Origin of the sequence: Coprobacter tertius (genome assembly GCF_024330105.1) — a bacterium.
GTDB lineage: Bacteria > Bacteroidota > Bacteroidia > Bacteroidales > Coprobacteraceae > Coprobacter > Coprobacter tertius.
This window is the reverse complement of record NZ_JANDHW010000016.1, coordinates 31,658-52,599: the sequence shown is the minus strand read 5'-3', so window position 1 is coordinate 52,599 and position 20,942 is coordinate 31,658. Positions and strand designations below refer to the sequence as shown.

Here is a 20,942-nt window from a genome sequence, read left to right as displayed (position 1 = left end):
CATATCTTGTTAATTAGCTGGTATTCTATATATAAACAAATGAATATGGATTAGTAAAAAAATTAGAAAGGCAGATCATCATTCGACTGATCGGAGCCGGAAGGCATAAAATCTACCGGAGATGTCGGAATCGAAACATCAGGCATCGGAGGCATATCTCCCACTTTATCGATTTTCCAAGCACTGATATTTGTGTACCAACGTCCGTTATATTCTCGACTTTCTATATCTATAGATACTACCACATCATCACCGACACTTACCGGAAATTGATCGACCCGATCGCCGAAAAGCTGAAAACAAACTTTGCGGGGATATTGGTCATTGGTTTCGAGTACATATTCCTGTTTTTTCCATTCACGTCCGCTCGATTGACTTACACCACTCTGTAAGGGTAATACTTGAAAAATCTTTCCTCTTATTTCCATTATTTGAATTTTAAATTATTGTCGAACGACAAAGATAATGAAAATTGACCGCAATCAATATTCGAAGAAAAGATTTCTAAAAAACAGGAAACAATCGGACCACATTCGTGTTCTCTTTTAATTAAATATAAAAATTAATCACATTTATAGATAAACACTATACTGAAAACGAACTATATTTGCAAATTGAAGATGTTGCAAAACAATTAAAAGGATTAAATGGAAAACAGTAAATTACTATTAAAGAAAATAACAGAAGGAATACAGGAAAAAAAAGGTAAAAATATAGTCGTAGCAGATTTAAGTCGTATAGAATCGGCATCAGCTCAATACTTTATTATATGTGAAGGCGGTTCAACCATGCAAGTGACAGCCATAGCCGACAGCGTACGGGAATATGTACGGGAAAACACCGGAATAAAACCGTTTGCGTACGATGGTTACCAAAACTCACAATGGATCGTTTTGGATTACGGAAACATATATGTACACGTATTTTTGCCTGAACATCGAGAATATTATAAACTGGAACAATTATGGAACGATGCCAAATTGTCAGTAATTCCTAATGCGGAATGATTTTTGCATATATTAAAAAAAGACAAATAACAAAATATGGACAATAATTCTAATCCTATTTCCCCTCAAGGCCCTAAAAAACCAAAATTTATGAAATTCAGCCTTTATTGGATGTACTCGTTGATAGCGTTACTGCTTATCGGCTTGTATTATATGAATGACGGCTCGGTTTCTAAAGAGGTTAACTGGACTGAATTTGAGAAAATTGCCAAAGAAGGGGGTATCACTCAAATGACGGTTTACACCAATAAAGATAATGTAGAAGCCATAATTACCGATAGTATCGCACAAAAAATATTTAAGACAAGTTCTGATAAGATCGGCAAGAATCCTAAAATCTATACCAACATAGCTTCTCCCGAAGTTCTGGACAAAGCCATTGAAAAATGGAAACAAGAAAATGGGTTTCATGCTGAAGTAAAATACGAAAAAGGCAGCGATTTCGGAGATATGTTATGGTCTTTCGGTCCGATATTGTTGCTAATCGCATTTTGGTTTATCATCATGCGGCGTATGTCTAACCAAGGCAGCGGAGGCGGAGTTTTTAACGTAGGCAAAGCCAAAGCCCAATTATTCGATAAAGAAGGACCGGTACAAGTATCTTTCAAAGATGTAGCCGGGTTATCTGAGGCCAAACAAGAAGTGGAAGAAATCGTTTCTTTCTTGAAAAACCCCAATAAATATACTGAACTGGGAGGAAAAATACCTAAAGGAGCCTTACTAGTAGGCCCTCCGGGAACCGGTAAGACATTGCTGGCCAAAGCTGTTGCAGGCGAAGCAAATGTTCCGTTCTTTTCATTATCAGGATCAGACTTCGTAGAAATGTTCGTGGGTGTAGGAGCATCCCGAGTACGCGATTTATTCCGACAGGCAAAAGAGAAAGCTCCTTGTATCGTATTTATCGACGAAATAGATGCCGTAGGACGTGCTCGTGGTAAAAATCCCAATATGGGTTCTAATGATGAACGGGAAAATACACTGAATCAACTTTTGACAGAAATGGACGGGTTCGGCTCGAACAGCGGTGTTATCATACTCGCCGCTACCAATCGTGCGGATATCCTCGATAAGGCATTATTACGTGCCGGGCGGTTCGACCGTCAGATCTATGTAGAACTGCCTGACCTGAACGATCGTAAGGCGATCTTCAGAGTACATTTACGCAATGTAAAGATCGACGACTCGGTAGATATCGATTTACTTGCCCGCCAAACTCCGGGCTTTTCAGGTGCCGATATTGCAAACGTATGCAACGAAGCTGCACTGATCGCCGCTCGTAAAGGCAAAAATTATGTACAAAAACAAGATTTCATGGATGCAGTCGACCGTATCGTCGGAGGGCTTGAAAAACGGACTAAAATTACCACAGCCGATGAAAAACGGTCAATCGCCATTCACGAAGCCGGTCACGCCTCTTTAAGTTGGTTTCTTCAATATGCCAATCCGTTGGTGAAAATTACTATTGTACCTCGAGGTAAAGCTCTGGGAGCTGCCTGGTACTTGCCTGAAGAAAGGCAAATTACCACACGAGAACAATTACTCGACGAGATGTGTGCCACCTTGGGCGGACGCGCTGCAGAAGAATTATTCTTAGGAAGGATTTCTACCGGAGCAGCCAACGATTTGGAACGTGTCACCAAACAAGCATACGCAATGGTCGTATATTTTGGAATGAGCGATAAATTACCGAATCTAAGTTACTACGATTCTACCGGTCAAGACTATGGTTTTACCAAACCTTATAGTGAAGATACCGCTAAACTTATCGACGATGAAGTAGGTCGCATTATTGCAGAGCAATACGACCGGGCTAAAAGAATACTGACCGAAAAATCGGAAGGACATGCCGAACTCACTTCAGTTCTTATCGAAAAAGAGGTAATTTTTACTGAAGATGTAGAACGTATTTTCGGAAAACGACAATGGGCCTCTCGGTCGGAAGAAATTCTACAAGACGATAACGAAAAGGAGGGGAAAAACGAAGAAAATAGTTCAAAAACGGAAACAGCTATTACTTCAGAGACTCAATCGGAAACAAATCTTGAAAATTCTGAAAATACAGTAGAGACAAACGAAACAAAATAAACCGATATTTTATAAAAACGTGATATACTGATTAAAGTTAAAGTATATCACGTTTTTCATATCTACTTTCGACACCTGAAACATTATAGTCGTAAAAAATAAAATTTTAATATCTTTGTACCCACGATCGACTTTAGTTATATATAACACATAAAAAACTACTGCCTTGAGAAATTTTATCGTCCGAGCCGTTACTGGAATTTTATTTGTAATTATCTTATTAGGAGCTATATTATATAAGCCATTGAGTTTTGCAGTACTTTTTGCTGTAATTACCGGTTTTACCCTCATCGAATTCTACCGGCTTGTAAAAGAAAAGGAAGAAACTACGGTAAACTATATCACCGATCTGGCCGGAGGTATTTATCTTTTTATCGCTGTATTTATAGCTGCATCGGGATCAGATATTTCTCACGGACGACTTTTTTCACCTTATCTATTATATCTTTTATATACTTTTATTGCACAGCTATATGCAAAACGCCCCGATCCTATTCGTAACTGGGCCAACACTTTATTGGGACAAATCTACATTGCACTTCCCTTTTCACTACTCAGCCTTATCGCTTTTAAACACGGAGATTATAACGCATGGGGGCTGGCCTCATTTTTTATTTTCATATGGCTGAACGACACAGGTGCTTATCTGATCGGATGCACTTTTGGAAAACACCGTTTGTTTGAACGTATTTCTCCTAAAAAATCATGGGAAGGATTTTTCGGAGGAATGGGATTCTGTCTATTGAGTGCATATGTACTTTCTTTATTTTTTACCTTTCTCTCTCCTCTTCAATGGTTAGGTTTCGGACTTACCGTTTGTATCTCCGCAACATTCGGAGATTTATGCGAATCTTTACTTAAAAGGACTATACATGTAAAAGACTCGGGAAATGTCCTTCCAGGACACGGAGGAATGCTCGACCGATTCGATAGTGTATTGCTCGCATCACCTGCTGCTGTAATTTATCTAATATTCATCGCTTAAACTTTCATCATCCCAACAAAAAGCTTCTTCAAAAAAGAAAGCTCGCAATATATACAAAAGCGCGAAAACCTTTTAAAGGCCTTCGCGCAATCAATAGATCCATCAATCATTTATTAATTTTCGGTAACGCACCCGCCTCGGCTCAACGTCACCCATACGTTTACGTTTATTTTCTTCATATTCAGAGTAATCTCCTTCAAAATAAAATACCTCGGAATCTCCCTCAAAAGCAAGAATATGTGTACATATACGATCGAGGAACCATCTGTCATGGGATACCACAACAGCACAACCGGCAAAATTTTCAAGCCCCTCTTCCAAAGCCCGCAAAGTATTTACATCGATATCGTTGGTCGGCTCATCGAGCAAAAGAACATTTCCTTCTTCCTTTAAGGCCATTGCCAGATGCAACCTGTTACGTTCTCCTCCGGAAAGCACGCCACAAAGTTTTTCCTGATCGGCACCCGTAAAATTAAATCGAGAAAGATAAGCCCGGGCATTAATATCTTTTCCCCCCATACGTATCAGCTCCTGACCACCAGAAACCACCTGATAAACACTTTTTTGAGGATCTATATCTTTATGAGTTTGATCTACATATGCTATTTTTACTGTCTCGCCTACATCAAACTCACCTTTATCCACTTTTTCCTGCCCCATTATCAATCTGAACAATGTTGTCTTTCCTGCCCCGTTCGGGCCGATTACCCCTACAATACCATTAGGAGGCAACATAAAATTTAAATTATCAAATAATAGCTTATCCCCATAAGCCTTGGCAACTCCCTTAGCTTCAATCACCTTATTCCCTAATCTGGGACCATTAGGGATAAATATTTCTAATTTTTCTTCCCGTTCTTTCTGATCCTGATTCAATAACTTATCATAAGAATTTAATCGAGCTTTTCCTTTTGCCTGACGGGCTTTAGGAGCCATTCTCACCCATTCAAGTTCTCGTTCGAGGGTCTTACGTCGTTTACTAGCCTGTTTTTCCTCCATCTCCATACGCTTGGTCTTCTGTTCGAGCCATGACGTATAATTTCCCTGCCAAGGAATACCCTCTCCTCTGTCGAGTTCAAGAATCCAACCAGCTACATGATCGAGAAAATACCGATCGTGAGTAATTGCGATTACTGTACCGGGATATTGTTGTAAATGCTGTTCGAGCCAGTCGATAGACTCAGCATCGAGATGATTGGTAGGTTCATCAAGCAATAAAACATCGGGTTGTTGCAACAACAAACGGCATAAAGCAACCCGACGACGCTCTCCCCCCGAAAGTGATTTTACAAGCTGATCTTCAGGTGGACACCGCAATGCATCCATGGCACGTTCCAGCTTATTGTCGAGATTCCAAGCATCCGAAGCATCGATTTTATCCTGAAGTTCAGCCTGACGATTCATCAATGCTTCCATTTTATCAGGATCTTCCAATACTTCTGGATCACCAAATTTCATATTTACCTCCTCATACTCAGTCAAAATATCGAGTATAGGTTGTACTCCTTCCTGCACGATCTCTTTTACAGTTTTCTCCGGATCGAGCTTAGGTTCTTGTTCGAGATATCCCACCGAATATCCGGGAGAAAAAACGACCTCTCCCTGATACGATTTTTCGATGCCGGCAATTATTTTTAACAACGTAGATTTACCTGATCCGTTAAGACCGATAATACCGATCTTAGCTCCGTAAAAAAACGAGAGATAAATATTTTTCAATACTTGTTTATGGGGAGGAAAAGTTTTACTTACCCCTACCATAGAAAAAATAATTTTCTTATCGTCTGCCATATATTTTTCAACTATTTTGTCATTTTGTACAAATATAACAAAAGCTATCCGAATAAAAAAAAGACTCCCCTTATCCCTTCACAAATAATTAAGAATAGTCAGAAAATAAAAATCTCCGGAGTTTTAGACTCCGGAGATTCCACAAATAAAATCATTTCGAGAACGCTCAATCATGACCATTCGTTTTCACAATCTTATTATACAAGCCCATGATCAAAAAGGGAGCTGCCCATTGTCCGACAAACAGAGCGGAACGTCCCCTCTTAAAACATTTCAGAGTCAACGAAGCGGCCATTGCCAATAAAGCAGCCGTAAGATAGCAACCGGAAGGAACCTTCGAGGTTTGTTTCTCGATGGCGGTAGTCAGTTTTCCTTCATCTGGAGTGTTCAGTGCCATAATAAAATAGTTTTTAATTAATAGAAGTTTTCTATTAAAACATAGAATAACACGTTATGGATTAATCCTTTATACACATTTATAAATTATAAAAACACTTCGACATATCTTTATATACCATTACAATAATCGGTATAAATTACACTTCAAAAGACAAAAAACTCGTTATCTTTCCGATAACGAGTTTTTTTAATAATGAAGTATTTTATATCTAAAAAGACAAATTACTCTTCTTCAATCTTCAGGATCAAAGCTCCTTTTGTCAGATGTTCCCCTTCTTGTACAGGAATTTCAGAAACAACACCCGAAACAGGAGCCAATATGCGATTTTGCATTTTCATCGCTTCGTGTACCAACAACAAATCTCCCGCATTTATCTTGTCACCGACTTTTACAGCTAATGAAACAACTGTACCGGGAAGTGTCGAACGCACTTCTCCTGCCACCGGTTTCTTCCATATCGGACGATCGATAAACTTCTGGGTTAATGTAGTCTTATATTTACGGGCCGTAACAGCAAAGTCGACCAGCTTTTTCTTATCTTGTTCCATCTTTTTCTTGTTTAATAAACTTAAAAAAACAGATCAGAACGGTGGAATCCCGTGCTTTTTAGTCGGTCTCGATTCTTCTTTATTCTTAGCCACTTCGAGAGCATGTTTCAAAATAGCTCTGGTTTCCCGCGGTTCTATAACAGCATCGATATATCCTTTTGCTGCAGCCACATAAGGATTAGCGAATTTTTCGATATATTCTTTCACCTTGGCTTGTCTCATAGCATCCTGATCTTCAGCTTCCATAATTTCCTTGCGGAATATGATATTAGCCGCACCTTCAGGCCCCATAACGGCAATTTCGGCACTTGGCCACGCAAAAACAAAGTCAGCTCCCAAATGACGTGAGTTCATTGCGATATAACCTCCGCCGTAAGCCTTACGCAAAATAATAGTAATTTTAGGCACGGTAGCTTCAGAATACGCATATAATACTTTAGCTCCGTGGCGTATCACCCCGGCATGTTCCTGATCTACACCCGGTAAATACCCAGGCATATCTTCGAAAGTTACGATAGGAATATTAAACGAGTCGCAATAACGGATAAAGCGAGCTGCTTTATCAGAACTATCACAATCGAGTACTCCAGCCATTACCATCGGCTGATTAGCGACAAAACCGATTGTCTCACCATGAATACGCCCGAAACCGATTACAATATTGGCAGCCCAAAGTTCCTGAATTTCAAAGAAATCAGAATCATCCACCACCGAACGGATAATATCGCGAACATCATAAGGCTGTTTCGGATCGGAAGGGATAATATCATTTACCGTCTTTTCGAACATCGGTTCTTTCGGTTCAAAAGTACGAGCGCGTTCCCGGTTGTTCCAGGGAATAAAAGTTACCAATTTTTTTATCTGTTCGAAGCATTCCTGCTCACTTTGAGCATAGAAATGGGCATTACCCGTAATTTCAGCATGCACACGAGCACCACCAAGATCTTCCATAGATATTTCTTCTCCCAATACTGTTTTTATTACATTCGGGCCAGTAATAAACATCTTTGAAATATTTTCAACTACAAATACAAAATCGGTCAATGCCGGGGAATACACTGCCCCACCCGCACAAGGACCGAGGATTACCGAGATTTGCGGAATTACACCCGACGCGATCGTATTTCGATAAAATATTTCTCCATAACCGGCCAATGCACCTACCCCTTCTTGTATACGAGCACCGCCAGAATCATTAATACCGATAATGGGCACTTTCATTTTCAGGGCATGGTCCATAATCTTAGTGATCTTACGGGCATGCATCAATCCCAGCGAACCGCCGGCTACTGTAAAGTCCTGAGCATAAATACACACTGGAGCACCGAAGATAGTTCCGGTACCGGTAATAACACCGTCTCCGGGAAGTACTTTCTTTTCCATCCCGAACCCGCGGGCTTCATGTTCTACAAATAAATCATATTCCTGAAATGAATTTTCGTCCAACAGTGCAAGGATACGATTACGGGCAGTAAGCTTACCCATAGCCTCTTGCTTCTCAATAGCAGCCTCTCCGCCACCCATCTGTACCAGCGCTTTTTTCTCGCGCAGTTCCAAGATGTCTTTCTGTAATGAAGTCATAATAGCTTGTATTGTTGTATGTTAATTAAAAAAGTTCGATATCTGTCATTTTACCGTTTTCACCCTATAATCACAACGAGCTTTCCCTTTGATAATAGCATTTAATTTCGATTTAATAAGCTGTTTACGAATAGGAGAAATATGATCGATAAACATTTTTCCTTCGAGATGATCATACTCGTGTTGTATTACACGAGCTACATACCCTTCAAAAACTTCGGTTCGTTCGTTAAAATTTTCATCGAGAAACGTAATTTTTATTTTTTCCTGCCGAGGAACCGACTCATGTATACCCGGCAAACTCAGGCAACCTTCTTCGCGGCGCACGGTCTCACCCTCTCTTTCGAGAATACGCGCATTAATCATCGCAATACGATAATCTTTATATTCGGGATAAGTATCTGAAAGCACATCCAAATCGATAACTAACAAACGAATATCGAGACCGATCTGCGGTGCGGCCAGCCCGATTCCATCAGATTGGTACATCGTCTCGAACATATTTTTTATCAATTCTGACAAACCCGGATAATCGGGAGTAATATCCCGCGAAATTTTTCTTAAAACAGGTTGTCCATAAAGATAAACAGGTAATATCATAACGAATTTTTATATTTTCTACTTTCCAAATAATCTTGTAATATAATCGTAGCACTTATCTCATCAACCAACTCCTTATTTTGTCTGTCTTTTTTCTTCAATCCGCCCGATAACATCGCTTGGTGTGCCAAAGCTGAAGTAAAACGCTCATCGAAATATTCGATCTTCATTTGCGGAAAACACTTCTTAAAACGGGCTACAAAAGATTCGACAAAACGCATGTTCTCAGAAGGTGTATTATTCATCTGTTTGGGTAAACCGATGATGACCTTTTCTACCGGTTCTTTACCGAAATAGTCTGTAAGGAAATCAATCAAATCCGACGTAGCCACCGTAGTTAATCCGCTGGCGATAATTTTCATGGAGTCGGTCACTGCGATTCCGGTACGTTTTCGACCGAAGTCTATCGATAAAATTCTTGCCATAATCTGGACAAAGATAACGAAAATACGATATATTTACCCTTTATACATCCTTTTTTATCATAATCTCCTCTTACAGAGCTTTTAAATTGATGCTTACTGATAAATTGGGATCATATCGTTAAATAATACTAAAAATAAAAATTTCATGCTTCATAATTATGTTTTATAACATAAACATTATATATTTGCACTGTGTTTTTCATGGTATTAGATTTAAGGTTAATGAAGATTGGTTGTCGAGATGACAACCTTTTCTTTTTTATAAACGATACGATCGGTTTATTTATCTTCTACCTTCTGAAGCAAAAAACGCACCCATTTAATTAAAAGTATTCTTGTCGGTAGTTCTATTATAGTTCTGTAACAACAACCTGCGAGCTGTTTCAATTTGCAGATATTACATTCAAAAAAATCAGATTACCTAATAAATATTGGGAATGGGTAAAACTACCCGATTCTGAATTAATTCAGGCAGAAGTCGTATGTGAAATAAATTTCAAAACAAACAACAAATCAAAAGTAAAACTACCGGTAAATCTTTATCTTTCGCCCGATAAACCGGTAATTGATATTTTAAAAATACAGCAATCCTCTTCCGGAAGTTATGCGGTAGAATTTAAAATTAAAGAAACTCTTTATTCGGCACCTCATGAAGGTAAATATACCGTAACAGCTTTTACCGGAGGCGAAAAGACCAGAGAAGTGCAAACTTGGGGATATTATTATGGTGATAATTTATTTTTTACCTCTCCCAATGACGGATTTAATATTACCGCTTCGAATCATTTCGGGACTGTGATAAGTGACCTGATATCTCCGCAAACCTTTCCCAAGAAAAAGTTGAAAAAACAAAATCACTCTATATCGGTATTTCCTAAGCAAGCAAAAAATAAATTATTCATAAAAGACAATAGTAAAAAATATACCGCTTCCGTTTCAATAATCGATACAAACGGAAAACTGATAAAAAAACATGCCGTCGCTATTGATAAAAAAAGGACATCGATACTTCTTATCTTCCTAAAGGAAATTATATTTTACAAATTCAAAAATCGACAGGTGAAACGTTTTCTTTTCCTTTCCAGAAATACTAAAGCAAATTTAGTAAATAACACTTTATTTATAAAGACGCTCTTAGAATATAGAAAACTCAATCCGAACAAAAAAATATTTGTAATATTTAAACAATAAAAAGCAGACGGAATCTGTTATCGGTACCGTCTGCCTAATTATCAAACATTTATTTTTTTCTGTGTCGTTTCTTCACCCATATCACAAATCCGGTAATTGGCAGTGACGCTCCTACAAAACTTACAAAGCACATGAGTATTTTCCCCGGAATACCCCCAATACGACCGTTATGAATGTCGAGTGTCATACGACGAAACCGATCGGCAGCCGAAACTTCGGTATATTTCCCGGCATACGGTCCTGTTCCTTGCAAAGGTTGTAGGGTATAACGATCGAAAAACAAATTATCGGTACGATAATATGACCCTCTTTCATGTACGACACTAACCCGATATATACCAACCGGAGTAGAGGGAAGAGCAAAATAAAAATTTACAGAAGAAGGATCCTTTTTCTTGACAATATAATAAAGAGAATCGAGGTTGTTTTCTGTCGCTTCCTTCATCTGTAACATATCCGATTGGGGCAAACGATATTCTTGTAACGGTTTACCTCCTGATGAAACGAAATAAACAGCCCTGCTAAACCAACTCAAACCGAAAATCAGCCCGGTAAAACATAAAACAACAAGTGGTAACAAGGCATAAAATCCCACAACGTTATGCAGATCGAAATTAAGCCGAAACCCTTTGAAAGGAGGCTTCATTGTAAACCGAGACACAACTGTTTTCCGTGTCCATTTGCAAGGCCACCATAATACAAGACCTGTAAGTAGCGTTACAAAAAATATCAGTACACAATAATTTACTACCGGTCTCCCGATATTCCAAGGTAACCAAAATCTGCGATGACCATCGAGCAAGAAACGAAAAAAATCGAAATCATCAGTCTGCCGTACAACCTTTTTTATGACTGTTCCTTCATAAGGATCGATGAAAACGGTTTTCATCGACCTATCGGAACAAAAATAATCAACCGATACTGCATCGTAATCTTCACCGTAAGTAATTGCTGTAGGACTATCATTTCCCACCGCATTATTGGCTACAGGAATAATGCGAGAGGGCGCCAATACGGAAACTTTCCGAGGTACGACAAATCGCCAGGGTTCGAGAGTGGCAGTAATCTCGTCTTTGAAGACATATAACGCCCCCGTGAAACAGACGATAAAAACCACAATCCCCGATAACAACCCCAGCCACAAGTGCAGTTTTGTACAAATGTTACGAAAAGTCAACCGCATTTTCCTCTAATCAGTTCAAACGGAAGAATCCTGCTACAAAGGTTGTGGCAATTTTTGCCCCTCTTTCTGCTTTAGCCGTCGAAGGATCTACACGGTAAATATAAGTACCCTCGCTCGTCGTAACCGGACAATAAACATAGCCACCGTCTACCAAAACGCTAAAACGACGTCCCCCATTTCCATTATGGACAGGTATACCCTCGACATCGGTTACTGTTTTATTATTGAGATCGATAATACAACATTTCAAATCCCTGTCGAGCCAACGGTCGGCAGCCGTTTGCGGATTTACAGTACTTACCTCTGCAAACACGATTCCGTTACCTACATATTTAATATGTGCCGGTTTAAGACCGTTTGTCGCAGCTTCGAAATCGAAATGATAACCATCGAACATGGTCTCACCTTTGGGAATACGTATAAAACCGGCATGTGTAGTACCACTCTGTGAAAAACCGTTAGCGATAGCAGAATTACCCATCACATACATATCTCCCGACTCCACCTTAAAAATACCGTTAAAAGCATTCCATGATCCGGCAGGGCCGATGCGCCGGTCTTTCATCAATGTCTTGAATGTCATTTCAGGATAGGAATAAACCGCGACAAAAGCTGTATCCATATAAGCTGTTTCGTAAGTAACAGGACTCATAGGAAAATAAGTAACATATATATTCCCATCGCTGTAGCACATTCCCGAAATGGATGGCCACTCATTCTGATCCATCGGAAAAACAGGAGTCGTATTTACGGTTTTGGTTATCGCAACCGAATTATTATCTACTGTATAGAACGTGAGTTTATCACCGCTCTGCTTATTTCCAGGTACTTCGATACCTACCATCTGGTTTCCATCGACAGAAGTAAAAGCATTCAAAGTATTATTAAATACAAAATCACCCTTTTCATGAAGGAAGCCATCAGGTCCTCTGACAATTCCTATAACATTGGTAACACCTAAACCACCGATACTATAAATAGTCTGGCCCCCCTGTTCATAATCACGATAACCATTTTGTTCGAGACCGTTATTATTAGCAGCACTTATCGTTCCTTTCATCAAATCATCGGTCGTTACCACATAATAAGCGGTATTGCCATTAGAGGTTATACCCAGACTGAGAACATAAGGAGCATTTGCAATTTCTTTTCCACCCGATCCTTCTTTATCCTCACAAGAAACCAAACTTACAGCCAAATAACCAGCCATAATAATCGAAAATAACTTGTTCATATTATTTATATTTACTTATTAAAAAAATATCTGAGTTTTACATTAAAAGCACGTCCCGGTTTTTGCAGACGAAAATTGTCATAAAGTTTGCGGTCGTTCAAATTAGTACATTCTACAACAACACTGTAACGACCTCCTGCCAGACTATAACCGGCCGAAATATCATGCGAAAACTGTTCGGGAATAATATTTTTTGAAGATTTCGATCCCAATCCCGGAAAAGAAAGGAAATACTCATGAACATAATTCAGCCGATAATCAATTGTCAAAGCCGTATTTTTCCAACCAATATTTCGAAACAGAAAACCAATGTTCCCATTAGCAAACAAATAAGGGATATTCGGTAAACGCTGTTTGTAAGTAACATTTTCCGTTATTCCGCCAACATAACTATTATCTATTTCCTCATATTTTTTATTATCGATAATATCTTGATATGATATACTTCCTCCGATATAAAACAACTCTTTAAATGAATAACGCAAGGTACCTTCTACCCCACGCGTAAGCACTTTACCCAAATTATCATATCCGGTCGTAGGATTACTCGTCAGACTCACCGCTTTAAGAATAAAATCTTTGGTATTTCGAAAAATAAAATTTGTTTCGGCAAAAATAGTATGTACATTGAAAATCTTATTGAATTCCAAACCTATATTAAGATTCCGGCTATTCTCCGGTTTCAAGTCGGGATTACGCTGTTGTATCAAACCGTCCCCGAACATTTCTACCGCTTCCGGAAGCCTATAAGCCTGTTCATATGATAGTTTAGCCTGTAAAGAATTTAAAATATAATAAGTTACCGCTGCTCCATAACCAAAATTTGTTTTCCTATCCTGAGCCTGTATCCATCGAGCATTTTCGGTATATTCATCTACTCTTTTATAAGCCGAACTGTAAAGACGATACATTTTCCCAAATATATTCGCGTTCCATCGTTCATATCTGATTTGCCAACCCAGGCCTGTAATATTTTTAGTAAGCCGCTGAGGAATATTATTCATCGGATCATCCTGATGGACTTTATCGTTAGAACGCCGTCCCATCGATGTAATAATATAGTTTAACATCAAAGACTGGTGACTGTTGATAATATAATTCAAATTACCGTTTCCCTGCCATTCCCGATTCTTAATTTTTACATCAGTATAATACCTTTCACCTGCTGTTGTAGAAGGAATTGATTCTCCCAACCAGTTATAACGTCTTTTTAAAGTATCAGTATTATAAGCGTCGACAACATTATACGTCCCATATATAGAAAGTGAAAGACCATCGACGAACAAGTCGTCTTTTTTATACCTGACAGATGGAATTATCGAAGAACTCTTTGCTTTTACTCCCCCATAAACAGCGTCCATAGTAGCCCCCGTCTGTACATCGTTATCATTTTTAGAATATATTATACCTGCCAACAAATAATCGGCATATGATTTACCGGTCACTCCTGTTTCGAATCGCATACCAACCGACCAATAGGCATCATGAAAACGCCGCACCCAACGTTCCTCCATTTTTTTATTTGTATTCAAGTCTACTATCGGAACATATACCTCATAGTCATTATCAGAATAATTATAAAAAACATTAGCATGTACTGTAAATCCGTTATTAGCAGTATATGCACCATTCACAGCTGCCCGATGCGTATTGAATGAACCAAAAGAATAGGTTGCGTCTATATAATTAGCGTCTTTACGTGAAATAATGTTTACGGCACCTCCTAAGGCATCACTACCCAAATTTACAGGTAATACTCCTTTATACACCTCTACACGATCAGCCATATTAGCTGAAAAATTGGCTAAATTAAACGAAGATCCGAAGTTATCCATTGGAATTCCGTCAAGAAAAAATTTTACTTGATTCCCGGAAAAACCGTTCAGACTGAAGTTATAATTCGACCCCATTCCTCCGTCTTCTCTGATTCGTACACTCGATACCGTATTCAATAGTTTATTAAGAGGAATCGCAGCGCTATAATCTTTTTTCAGATCGAGTACAGAAACAGCATATGCCTGTTCCTGTTGGCGGCGTGCCTCCGATTTACCAAGTACGGTTACTTCACTCAAAGAATGATCGGAACTTTCCACCTCAAGATCTCCCACCTGATTTTCTTTTCCGGCAACCACATTTACCGTTACTTTTTTCAATTTTATCCCTATTCCAGAGATAATTATGATATGTTCTCCTTCGGGGACGCCCGAAATATAAAATACACCGTTCTCATCGGCATCGTCTCCGATAGAAAAACCTTCAATTCTCACAACCGCAGGATATACAGCTATTTTATCTTTATTGACAATACGCCCCGTTATAACCCCATAACGTACAGAAACAAAATCGGTTGCATGCGAAGAAAATACCGAAGCAAGAATAAAGATTGAAAATATTGTTAGATTTCTGAATATATATTTCATTCATAATGCCTTTTAAAACCGCACACAAAAATAGAGAGGCATAAATTCCTATACAATAACCATATTTAGGTATTTAACATCAGGAAACATATAATTCGGTAAAAATTCGTAATCGAGAAATAATAAAATGTGCTTATAATAAACAAGAAATGAACAAAAATCGTAATCGACTATTTTTCAGTTAAAAAAGTAGTAATAGCCGACTCGACAAACAAAAAAATAGCAAAAAATTCAATTAATAATTTCCAAAAATTTTGTTACCTATAATATTTTTCTTTTAAGACAACGCCAATATCTTTAGTAATTCAGCTCATTTTCATACCGGCAAATTAATTCAATTTCGGAAGAGGCGACAAAGATATCGGCATCCCTTCTCCAAGCCACAATGATGTCGTTCCGCTACGGTCCTCAGCCGTTGCCTGAAATTCATACGACATATTTTCAGGCAATGTAACTACAACATCGTAAGTTTCGGAAACTGCGATAATCATACGATGTACCGATACTGGGTGCACCTCTTTCCCGTCATTAGCGATAACCGTAATTTTACCTCCCGAAAACCTCAGCAAAAATAGGTAGAAAATGCACCGTTTATAATTTTCAATCTGATTTTATCTTCGGCTATAAACGATTTCAAGGGGTCGGTTCTACGACCGTTGGTAAGAAAAAAATTATAATATACACAGCTTACATCCATGGCCTCCACGCACTTCCACTCATTCAATAATTTCGTCTTTAAATACCCCTGTCATATCGTTTCCCAATAATAATCGAGTATCGCATCTATTTCCCGTAAAGTCGTATCATTTTATCACTTATGAATAACAAAAGCACCATAAACGCCTTCTTGTAAGCCGGCATAAGAATGATACCAATAAAGTACCATTCTGTATAATCGGGAACTTAAATATGAGTCATTCAGGGCATTACAGTTGCAGTTGTAAGATAAGGTACACCGTCTTGCTCGACCGAAAACAACAATCCGTGCCAATGGATCGAAGTCATACGATCGAGAAGATTATGTACTCGTATAAGTGCCGTATCGCCTTTGGTAAAATAAAGAACTGGGGCAGGTATACGACCGTTTACCGCAAGCGCTTTGCATATCTTACCCGTATAATTTACCAACATATCTTTTACATAAAATCATATTCTACGACTTTCTGATCCTGAAGGCTCACAGATACGATAGCAACCAAAATATATAACAAAGTCTTATTCATATGTACAGCCGTATAATCTATCCGAAACAGACTCCCCAATTATATCTTAACGGCTATAATACATTACGACCGAAGCCTTTTCGATTGTATTGGCATGTATTTGAAACCCGATAGAAGCAGGAGTAGAATCGGTTTGTAAATCGATATGAGATACACTTAAAGCATATACGGTAATCATATATTCGTGTATACCGTCTCCTTTGGGAGGACACGGACCGCTATAACCGTGAAGACCAAAATCATTCAACCCTTGCGATGCTCCTTCGGGTAAAAGATTTAACTGCGGATTCCCAGCATTTTCGGGTAACCCCGATACCATCGAAGAAATATTGTAAACTATCCAATGCCACCAACCGCTACCCGAGGGAGCATCCCGGTCATACATAGTAACCGCAAAACTACAAGTTTCGGGAGGAGCGTCTTTCCATGACAACATAGGAGATACATTCATACCTGCACATTTATTCCCATCAAATAATTGCCAAACCTGTGCCTGTCCTTTAACATGGGGAGCGATAAGCGTAAAATTCCGTTCGTTTTTCACATCCATAATACCCGTTTTATCTTATTTATACACACATTGAAAACAACCTCAGCCCCATTTAGTTTATCCCTCACAAAAGCTACCTAAGACAAAATACGGGTACGGTCTATAAAATTTTGTTTAATACCGGAAACGAATGGTTCAAAAAACTCTGATAAAAACAGGGTAATATATTGTTTATTTTGTACATTTGCCTCTCAATCGTGAGGCTTTTCAGCCTACGCAAGAAGGTATTAAATAACAAACAAATAAATTTTAAGTATGAAAAAGAATTGGTTATTGATTATCTCGGCCATTGCCATTGCTGTAGGCATGGGTTCCTGTAAAGCCAAAGAAAGCGCATACAAAGCCGCTTACGAAAAAGCTCAGGAAAAAACGGTAGCCGAAACGACTCCTGCTCCCGAACCTGTTGTTACCAAACCGGTAACCAACAACAATGCTGCCGACAATACAGTACGGGTAAGCAGCGAAAAAATTACGACCGTTAATTCGGGGGACGCTTCTAAACTGAAATTGTTCAATGTCGTTGTAGGTAGTTTCACAATACAGACTAATGCAAACGGACTTACTCAACAGCTTGTAGCCGATGGATATAATGCTTTTGTAGTACGTAATGCTCAAGGCATGTATCGTGTAATCGTGGGCAGTTTCGATGACAGACCTTCGGCGACCAATCTACGGGAAAGCGTAAAGGCTCGATATAACAAATTCGACGACGCCTGGTTACTCATTAACGAATAATTTTCTTATATCGGTAATATAAAAAAGTCTGCTCTTTTTTCAGGAGACAGACTTTTTTATTCATTAATTTTATCGAAATACACATTATTATATAGGGAAAAAGGATTTTAAAAGATTTCACATTTTTTTTCGTGTAATTGTTTGTTTTTATTCTATCAATACATACATTTGTACGCATAAAGCAAATAAAATGAGAACAATTTTAGTAAATACTTATTGGTGGCGCTACTTACAACTTACAAAGTCGTGAGAAGCAGCCTATATGTATATAACTAAAAACAGTATAATGAAACTGAAAAAGGCCTGTCGAACACGACAGGCCTTTTTTATTGTGATGAAATTAAAAAACAAAAATATGAATAACTATCAAGTAGACAAATCGGGTTTTTACGGAGATTTCGGAGGAGCTTATATCCCCGAAATATTATATGCATGCGTTGAAAACCTGAAAAATAATTATTTGAAAATCATTAAAAGCGAATCGTTCCGAAAGGAATACGATCAACTACTACATGATTATGTAGGTCGCCCTTCCCCCCTTTATCTGGCCGGCCGACTCTCTGAAAAATACGGTTGTCGCATCTACCTCAAACGAGAAGACCTGAACCATACCGGTGCTCACAAGATAAACAATACCATAGGACAGATACTTCTTGCTAAACGGTTAGGTAAAAAACGGATAATCGCCGAAACCGGAGCCGGACAACATGGTGTCGCCACCGCTACAGTTTGTGCCCTTATGAATATGGAATGTATCGTATATATGGGGAAAACCGACGTAGAACGCCAACACATCAACGTACAGAAAATGCAGATGCTCGGTGCGACGGTACGTCCGGTTACTTCAGGAAATATGACACTGAAAGATGCTACTAATGAAGCGATTCGCGACTGGTGCTGTCACCCTTCAGACACTTATTACATTATAGGATCTACCGTAGGGCCACACCCTTATCCCGATATGGTTGCGAGATTACAATCGGTCATCAGCCAAGAAATAAAAAAACAACTTATCGAGAAAGAAGGCCGGGATTACCCCGATTACCTTATCGCTTGCGTAGGAGGTGGTAGCAACGCTGCCGGAACAATTTATCATTATCTCGATAATGATAAAGTTAAAATAGTACTGGCTGAAGCCGGAGGAAAAGGTATCACGACTGGTCTCTCGGCCGCTACCATTCAACTTGGCAAACTGGGAATCATTCATGGAAGCAAAACATTGGTGATGCAAAGCGATGACGGACAAATCGAAGAGCCTTACTCGATATCCGCCGGCCTCGATTATCCCGGAATCGGCCCGTTACATGCAAATCTGGCACAAAAACACCGGGCCACCGTTTTGGCTATCGACGATGACGAAGCACTGGCAGCAGCTCTCGAACTAACCCGAATCGAAGGCATTATTCCCGCTCTTGAATCGGCTCATGCTTTGGGAACACTGCCAAAATTAAAATTCAAGTACGACGATATCGTCGTACTTACCGTATCGGGAAGAGGCGATAAAGATATGGAAACTTATATACAGAAATTACAAACCGATACTGAATAAGAACAATGAAAACATATACTTATACGACAAACAGCAAACAAGTTCTCGGCGATTTGCATACGCCGGTAAGCATTTACCTGAAGGTACGCGATATATACCCGCAATCGGCTCTTATGGAAAGTTCCGATTACCACGCCGGAGAGAACAGCCTCTCATTTATAGCGCTTTGCCCGCTGGCAAGTATTGGTGTAAACAGCGGTATATGTACGACTGTTTACCCCGATAATACTCGTAATGAAGAGAAAATAGATGACAAAAACACGGTAGAAAAAGCGATCGGCCGTTTTATGTCTCGTTTTAAAGTTATGGGAAAAGACAGTTCTGTGTGCGGCCTATACGGTTATACGACCTTCAATGCGGTAAAATATTTCGAACATATTCCGGTAAAAGAAAGTCATGACGAGCGCAACGACGCTCCCGATTTACTTTATATTTTGTACAAATACATCATCGTTTTCAATCATTTTAAAAACGAACTTACTTTGGTAGAAATGCTCGGAGAAAATGAAAACAGCCGGCTGGATTATCTCGAGTCGGTCATCGGAAACCGGAACTTCGCATCCTATGATTTTTCTCTCACCGGGCCTGTACACAGTACGGTGACGGATGAAGAGCATAAGTCGAACGTTCGCAAAGGAATCTCCCACTGTCTTCGGGGCGACGTATTCCAAATTGTCATATCCCGTCGTTTTATTCAGCCCTTTGCGGGAGACGATTTTAAAGTTTACCGCGCTTTGCGTTCTATCAATCCGTCTCCTTATCTCTTCTATTTCGATTTCGGAGGTTACCGTATTTTCGGATCTTCTCCTGAAACCCATTGCAAAATTGAAAACAAAACCGCAACTATCGACCCGATTGCAGGAACAACAAAACGAACGGGAGACGCGCTGAAAGATAAAGACCTTACCGAGGCACTGCTGGCCGACCCGAAAGAAAATGCAGAGCATGTAATGCTGGTCGATTTGGCCCGCAACGATCTCAGCCGCAACTGCCACGATGTAAATGTCGTCTTTTACAAAGAACCCCAATATTACAGTCATGTAATACATCTGGTCTCGAGAGTGAGCGGACAACTCAACGAAGGAAACGATGCCATAAAAACTTTTATCGACACTTTTCCGGCCGGTACTTTATCGGGGGCTCCCAAAGTAAGAGCAATGCAACTGATTTCCGAAATAGAACCACATAACCGAGGTGCATACGGAGGATGTATCGGTTTTATAGGATTTAACGGTGACCTCAACCAAGCAATTACGATTCGTACCTTCGTCAGCCGCAATAACGAACTTTGGTTTCAGGCAGGCGGAGGGATCGTCGCCCACAGTAAAGAAGAATACGAATTACAGGAAGTAAACAACAAACTGGGAGCCTTAAAAAAAGCGATCGATATGGCGGTCTCTCTCAAAAATTAATTCACCATTTTTCTAAACGATTC

Annotated in this window: 19 protein-coding genes; 6 read left to right on the top strand and 13 right to left on the bottom strand. The window is 39.3% G+C overall.

Going from position 1 to position 20,942, the window contains the following annotated elements:
- Positions 1 to 62: 62 nt before the first annotated feature.
- Entirely contained in the window at positions 63 to 428 is a 366-nt protein-coding gene (locus NMU02_RS12635) for a DUF3127 domain-containing protein (RefSeq protein WP_255028313.1), read from the bottom strand.
- A gap of 219 nt (positions 429 to 647) precedes the next feature.
- Between NMU02_RS12635 and rsfS the strand changes: the two genes are divergently transcribed.
- From rsfS to NMU02_RS12620, 3 genes are all read left to right on the top strand, one after another.
- Positions 648 to 1,007, top strand: coding sequence for a ribosome silencing factor (gene rsfS / locus NMU02_RS12630; RefSeq protein WP_255028312.1), 360 nt, complete (start codon positions 648 to 650; stop codon positions 1,005 to 1,007).
- A gap of 36 nt (positions 1,008 to 1,043) precedes the next feature.
- Positions 1,044 to 3,092, top strand: a complete 2,049-nt coding sequence (gene ftsH / locus NMU02_RS12625) for an ATP-dependent zinc metalloprotease FtsH (protein WP_255028311.1) — start codon at positions 1,044 to 1,046, stop codon at positions 3,090 to 3,092.
- A 166-nt stretch (positions 3,093 to 3,258) separates the two neighbouring features.
- Positions 3,259 to 4,077, top strand: coding sequence for a phosphatidate cytidylyltransferase (locus tag NMU02_RS12620; RefSeq protein WP_255028310.1), 819 nt, complete (start codon positions 3,259 to 3,261; stop codon positions 4,075 to 4,077).
- A gap of 102 nt (positions 4,078 to 4,179) precedes the next feature.
- On the opposite strand, the gene ettA is transcribed toward NMU02_RS12620, so the two are convergent.
- The 12 genes from ettA to NMU02_RS12560 all read right to left on the bottom strand — a co-directional run bounded on the left by ettA (position 4,180) and on the right by NMU02_RS12560 (position 17,223).
- On the bottom strand, positions 4,180 to 5,868 hold the full coding sequence (ettA, locus tag NMU02_RS12615) for an energy-dependent translational throttle protein EttA (RefSeq protein WP_255028309.1): 1,689 nt from the start codon (positions 5,866 to 5,868) through the stop codon (positions 4,180 to 4,182).
- A 166-nt stretch (positions 5,869 to 6,034) separates the two neighbouring features.
- The gene (locus tag NMU02_RS12610; RefSeq protein ID WP_255028308.1) at positions 6,035 to 6,265 is read right to left on the bottom strand and encodes a hypothetical protein; all 231 of its coding nucleotides are present in this window, start codon (positions 6,263 to 6,265) and stop codon (positions 6,035 to 6,037) included.
- 224 nt (positions 6,266 to 6,489) lie between these two features.
- Positions 6,490 to 6,816 (bottom strand): acyl-CoA carboxylase biotin carboxyl carrier protein subunit, encoded by a 327-nt coding sequence (locus NMU02_RS12605; protein WP_255028307.1) that lies wholly within the window; start codon positions 6,814 to 6,816, stop codon positions 6,490 to 6,492.
- A 33-nt stretch (positions 6,817 to 6,849) separates the two neighbouring features.
- Positions 6,850 to 8,397: an acyl-CoA carboxylase subunit beta gene (locus tag NMU02_RS12600; protein ID WP_255028306.1), complete on the bottom strand. Its 1,548-nt coding sequence runs from the start codon at positions 8,395 to 8,397 to the stop codon at positions 6,850 to 6,852.
- A 45-nt stretch (positions 8,398 to 8,442) separates the two neighbouring features.
- Positions 8,443 to 8,997, bottom strand: a complete 555-nt coding sequence (gene def, locus NMU02_RS12595) for a peptide deformylase (RefSeq protein ID WP_255028305.1) — start codon at positions 8,995 to 8,997, stop codon at positions 8,443 to 8,445.
- The gene (gene ruvX / locus NMU02_RS12590) at positions 8,994 to 9,422 is read right to left on the bottom strand and encodes a Holliday junction resolvase RuvX (protein WP_255028304.1); all 429 of its coding nucleotides are present in this window, start codon (positions 9,420 to 9,422) and stop codon (positions 8,994 to 8,996) included. The genes def and ruvX overlap by 4 nt, the downstream gene beginning before the upstream one ends.
- A 1,240-nt stretch (positions 9,423 to 10,662) precedes the next feature.
- The gene (locus NMU02_RS12585) at positions 10,663 to 11,796 is read right to left on the bottom strand and encodes a PepSY-associated TM helix domain-containing protein (RefSeq protein ID WP_255028303.1); all 1,134 of its coding nucleotides are present in this window, start codon (positions 11,794 to 11,796) and stop codon (positions 10,663 to 10,665) included.
- A gap of 10 nt (positions 11,797 to 11,806) precedes the next feature.
- Complete coding sequence (locus NMU02_RS12580) at positions 11,807 to 13,030, bottom strand: DUF4374 domain-containing protein (protein ID WP_290427148.1); 1,224 nt, start codon at positions 13,028 to 13,030, stop codon at positions 11,807 to 11,809.
- Positions 13,031 to 13,041: 11 nt separating this feature from the next.
- Complete coding sequence (locus NMU02_RS12575; protein WP_255028302.1) at positions 13,042 to 15,450, bottom strand: TonB-dependent receptor; 2,409 nt, start codon at positions 15,448 to 15,450, stop codon at positions 13,042 to 13,044.
- A gap of 329 nt (positions 15,451 to 15,779) precedes the next feature.
- A complete protein-coding gene (locus NMU02_RS12570; protein WP_255028301.1) occupies positions 15,780 to 16,019 on the bottom strand; it encodes a cupredoxin domain-containing protein in 240 nt (79 codons plus the stop codon).
- Positions 16,020 to 16,368: 349 nt separating this feature from the next.
- On the bottom strand, positions 16,369 to 16,581 hold the full coding sequence (locus tag NMU02_RS12565; protein WP_255028300.1) for a multicopper oxidase domain-containing protein: 213 nt from the start codon (positions 16,579 to 16,581) through the stop codon (positions 16,369 to 16,371).
- A gap of 138 nt (positions 16,582 to 16,719) precedes the next feature.
- Entirely contained in the window at positions 16,720 to 17,223 is a 504-nt protein-coding gene (locus NMU02_RS12560; protein ID WP_255028298.1) for a YbhB/YbcL family Raf kinase inhibitor-like protein, read from the bottom strand.
- 255 nt (positions 17,224 to 17,478) lie between these two features.
- Between NMU02_RS12560 and NMU02_RS12555 the strand changes: the two genes are divergently transcribed.
- The 3 genes from NMU02_RS12555 (at position 17,479) to NMU02_RS12545 (ending at position 20,919) form a co-directional block, all read left to right on the top strand.
- Positions 17,479 to 17,958 (top strand): SPOR domain-containing protein, encoded by a 480-nt coding sequence (locus tag NMU02_RS12555; protein ID WP_255028297.1) that lies wholly within the window; start codon positions 17,479 to 17,481, stop codon positions 17,956 to 17,958.
- Between the two features lie 355 nt (positions 17,959 to 18,313).
- Positions 18,314 to 19,507 (top strand): tryptophan synthase subunit beta, encoded by a 1,194-nt coding sequence (gene trpB / locus NMU02_RS12550; protein WP_255028296.1) that lies wholly within the window; start codon positions 18,314 to 18,316, stop codon positions 19,505 to 19,507.
- 5 nt (positions 19,508 to 19,512) lie between these two features.
- On the top strand, positions 19,513 to 20,919 hold the full coding sequence (locus tag NMU02_RS12545) for an anthranilate synthase component I family protein (RefSeq protein WP_255028295.1): 1,407 nt from the start codon (positions 19,513 to 19,515) through the stop codon (positions 20,917 to 20,919).
- Positions 20,920 to 20,942: the final 23 nt, after the last annotated feature.

What these genes read in the sequence shown, in the direction of transcription:
- NMU02_RS12575 (WP_255028302.1), bottom strand. Translation starts at nt 15,450, where the DNA reads ATGAAATATATATTCAGAAATCTAACAATATTTTCAATCTTTATTCTT.
- NMU02_RS12555 (WP_255028297.1), top strand. Translation starts at nt 17,479, where the DNA reads ATGAAAAAGAATTGGTTATTGATTATCTCGGCCATTGCCATTGCTGTA.
- trpB (WP_255028296.1), top strand. Translation starts at nt 18,314, where the DNA reads ATGAATAACTATCAAGTAGACAAATCGGGTTTTTACGGAGATTTCGGA.
- NMU02_RS12580 (WP_290427148.1), bottom strand. Translation starts at nt 13,030, where the DNA reads ATGAACAAGTTATTTTCGATTATTATGGCTGGTTATTTGGCTGTAAGT.
- NMU02_RS12610 (WP_255028308.1), bottom strand. Translation starts at nt 6,265, where the DNA reads ATGGCACTGAACACTCCAGATGAAGGAAAACTGACTACCGCCATCGAG.
- NMU02_RS12585 (WP_255028303.1), bottom strand. Translation starts at nt 11,796, where the DNA reads ATGCGGTTGACTTTTCGTAACATTTGTACAAAACTGCACTTGTGGCTG.
- NMU02_RS12565 (WP_255028300.1), bottom strand. Translation starts at nt 16,581, where the DNA reads ATGTTGGTAAATTATACGGGTAAGATATGCAAAGCGCTTGCGGTAAAC.
- rsfS (WP_255028312.1), top strand. Translation starts at nt 648, where the DNA reads ATGGAAAACAGTAAATTACTATTAAAGAAAATAACAGAAGGAATACAG.
- def (WP_255028305.1), bottom strand. Translation starts at nt 8,997, where the DNA reads ATGATATTACCTGTTTATCTTTATGGACAACCTGTTTTAAGAAAAATT.
- NMU02_RS12600 (WP_255028306.1), bottom strand. Translation starts at nt 8,397, where the DNA reads ATGACTTCATTACAGAAAGACATCTTGGAACTGCGCGAGAAAAAAGCG.
- NMU02_RS12560 (WP_255028298.1), bottom strand. Translation starts at nt 17,223, where the DNA reads ATGGATGTGAAAAACGAACGGAATTTTACGCTTATCGCTCCCCATGTT.
- ruvX (WP_255028304.1), bottom strand. Translation starts at nt 9,422, where the DNA reads ATGGCAAGAATTTTATCGATAGACTTCGGTCGAAAACGTACCGGAATC.
- NMU02_RS12635 (WP_255028313.1), bottom strand. Translation starts at nt 428, where the DNA reads ATGGAAATAAGAGGAAAGATTTTTCAAGTATTACCCTTACAGAGTGGT.
- ettA (WP_255028309.1), bottom strand. Translation starts at nt 5,868, where the DNA reads ATGGCAGACGATAAGAAAATTATTTTTTCTATGGTAGGGGTAAGTAAA.
- NMU02_RS12605 (WP_255028307.1), bottom strand. Translation starts at nt 6,816, where the DNA reads ATGGAACAAGATAAGAAAAAGCTGGTCGACTTTGCTGTTACGGCCCGT.
- ftsH (WP_255028311.1), top strand. Translation starts at nt 1,044, where the DNA reads ATGGACAATAATTCTAATCCTATTTCCCCTCAAGGCCCTAAAAAACCA.
- NMU02_RS12545 (WP_255028295.1), top strand. Translation starts at nt 19,513, where the DNA reads ATGAAAACATATACTTATACGACAAACAGCAAACAAGTTCTCGGCGAT.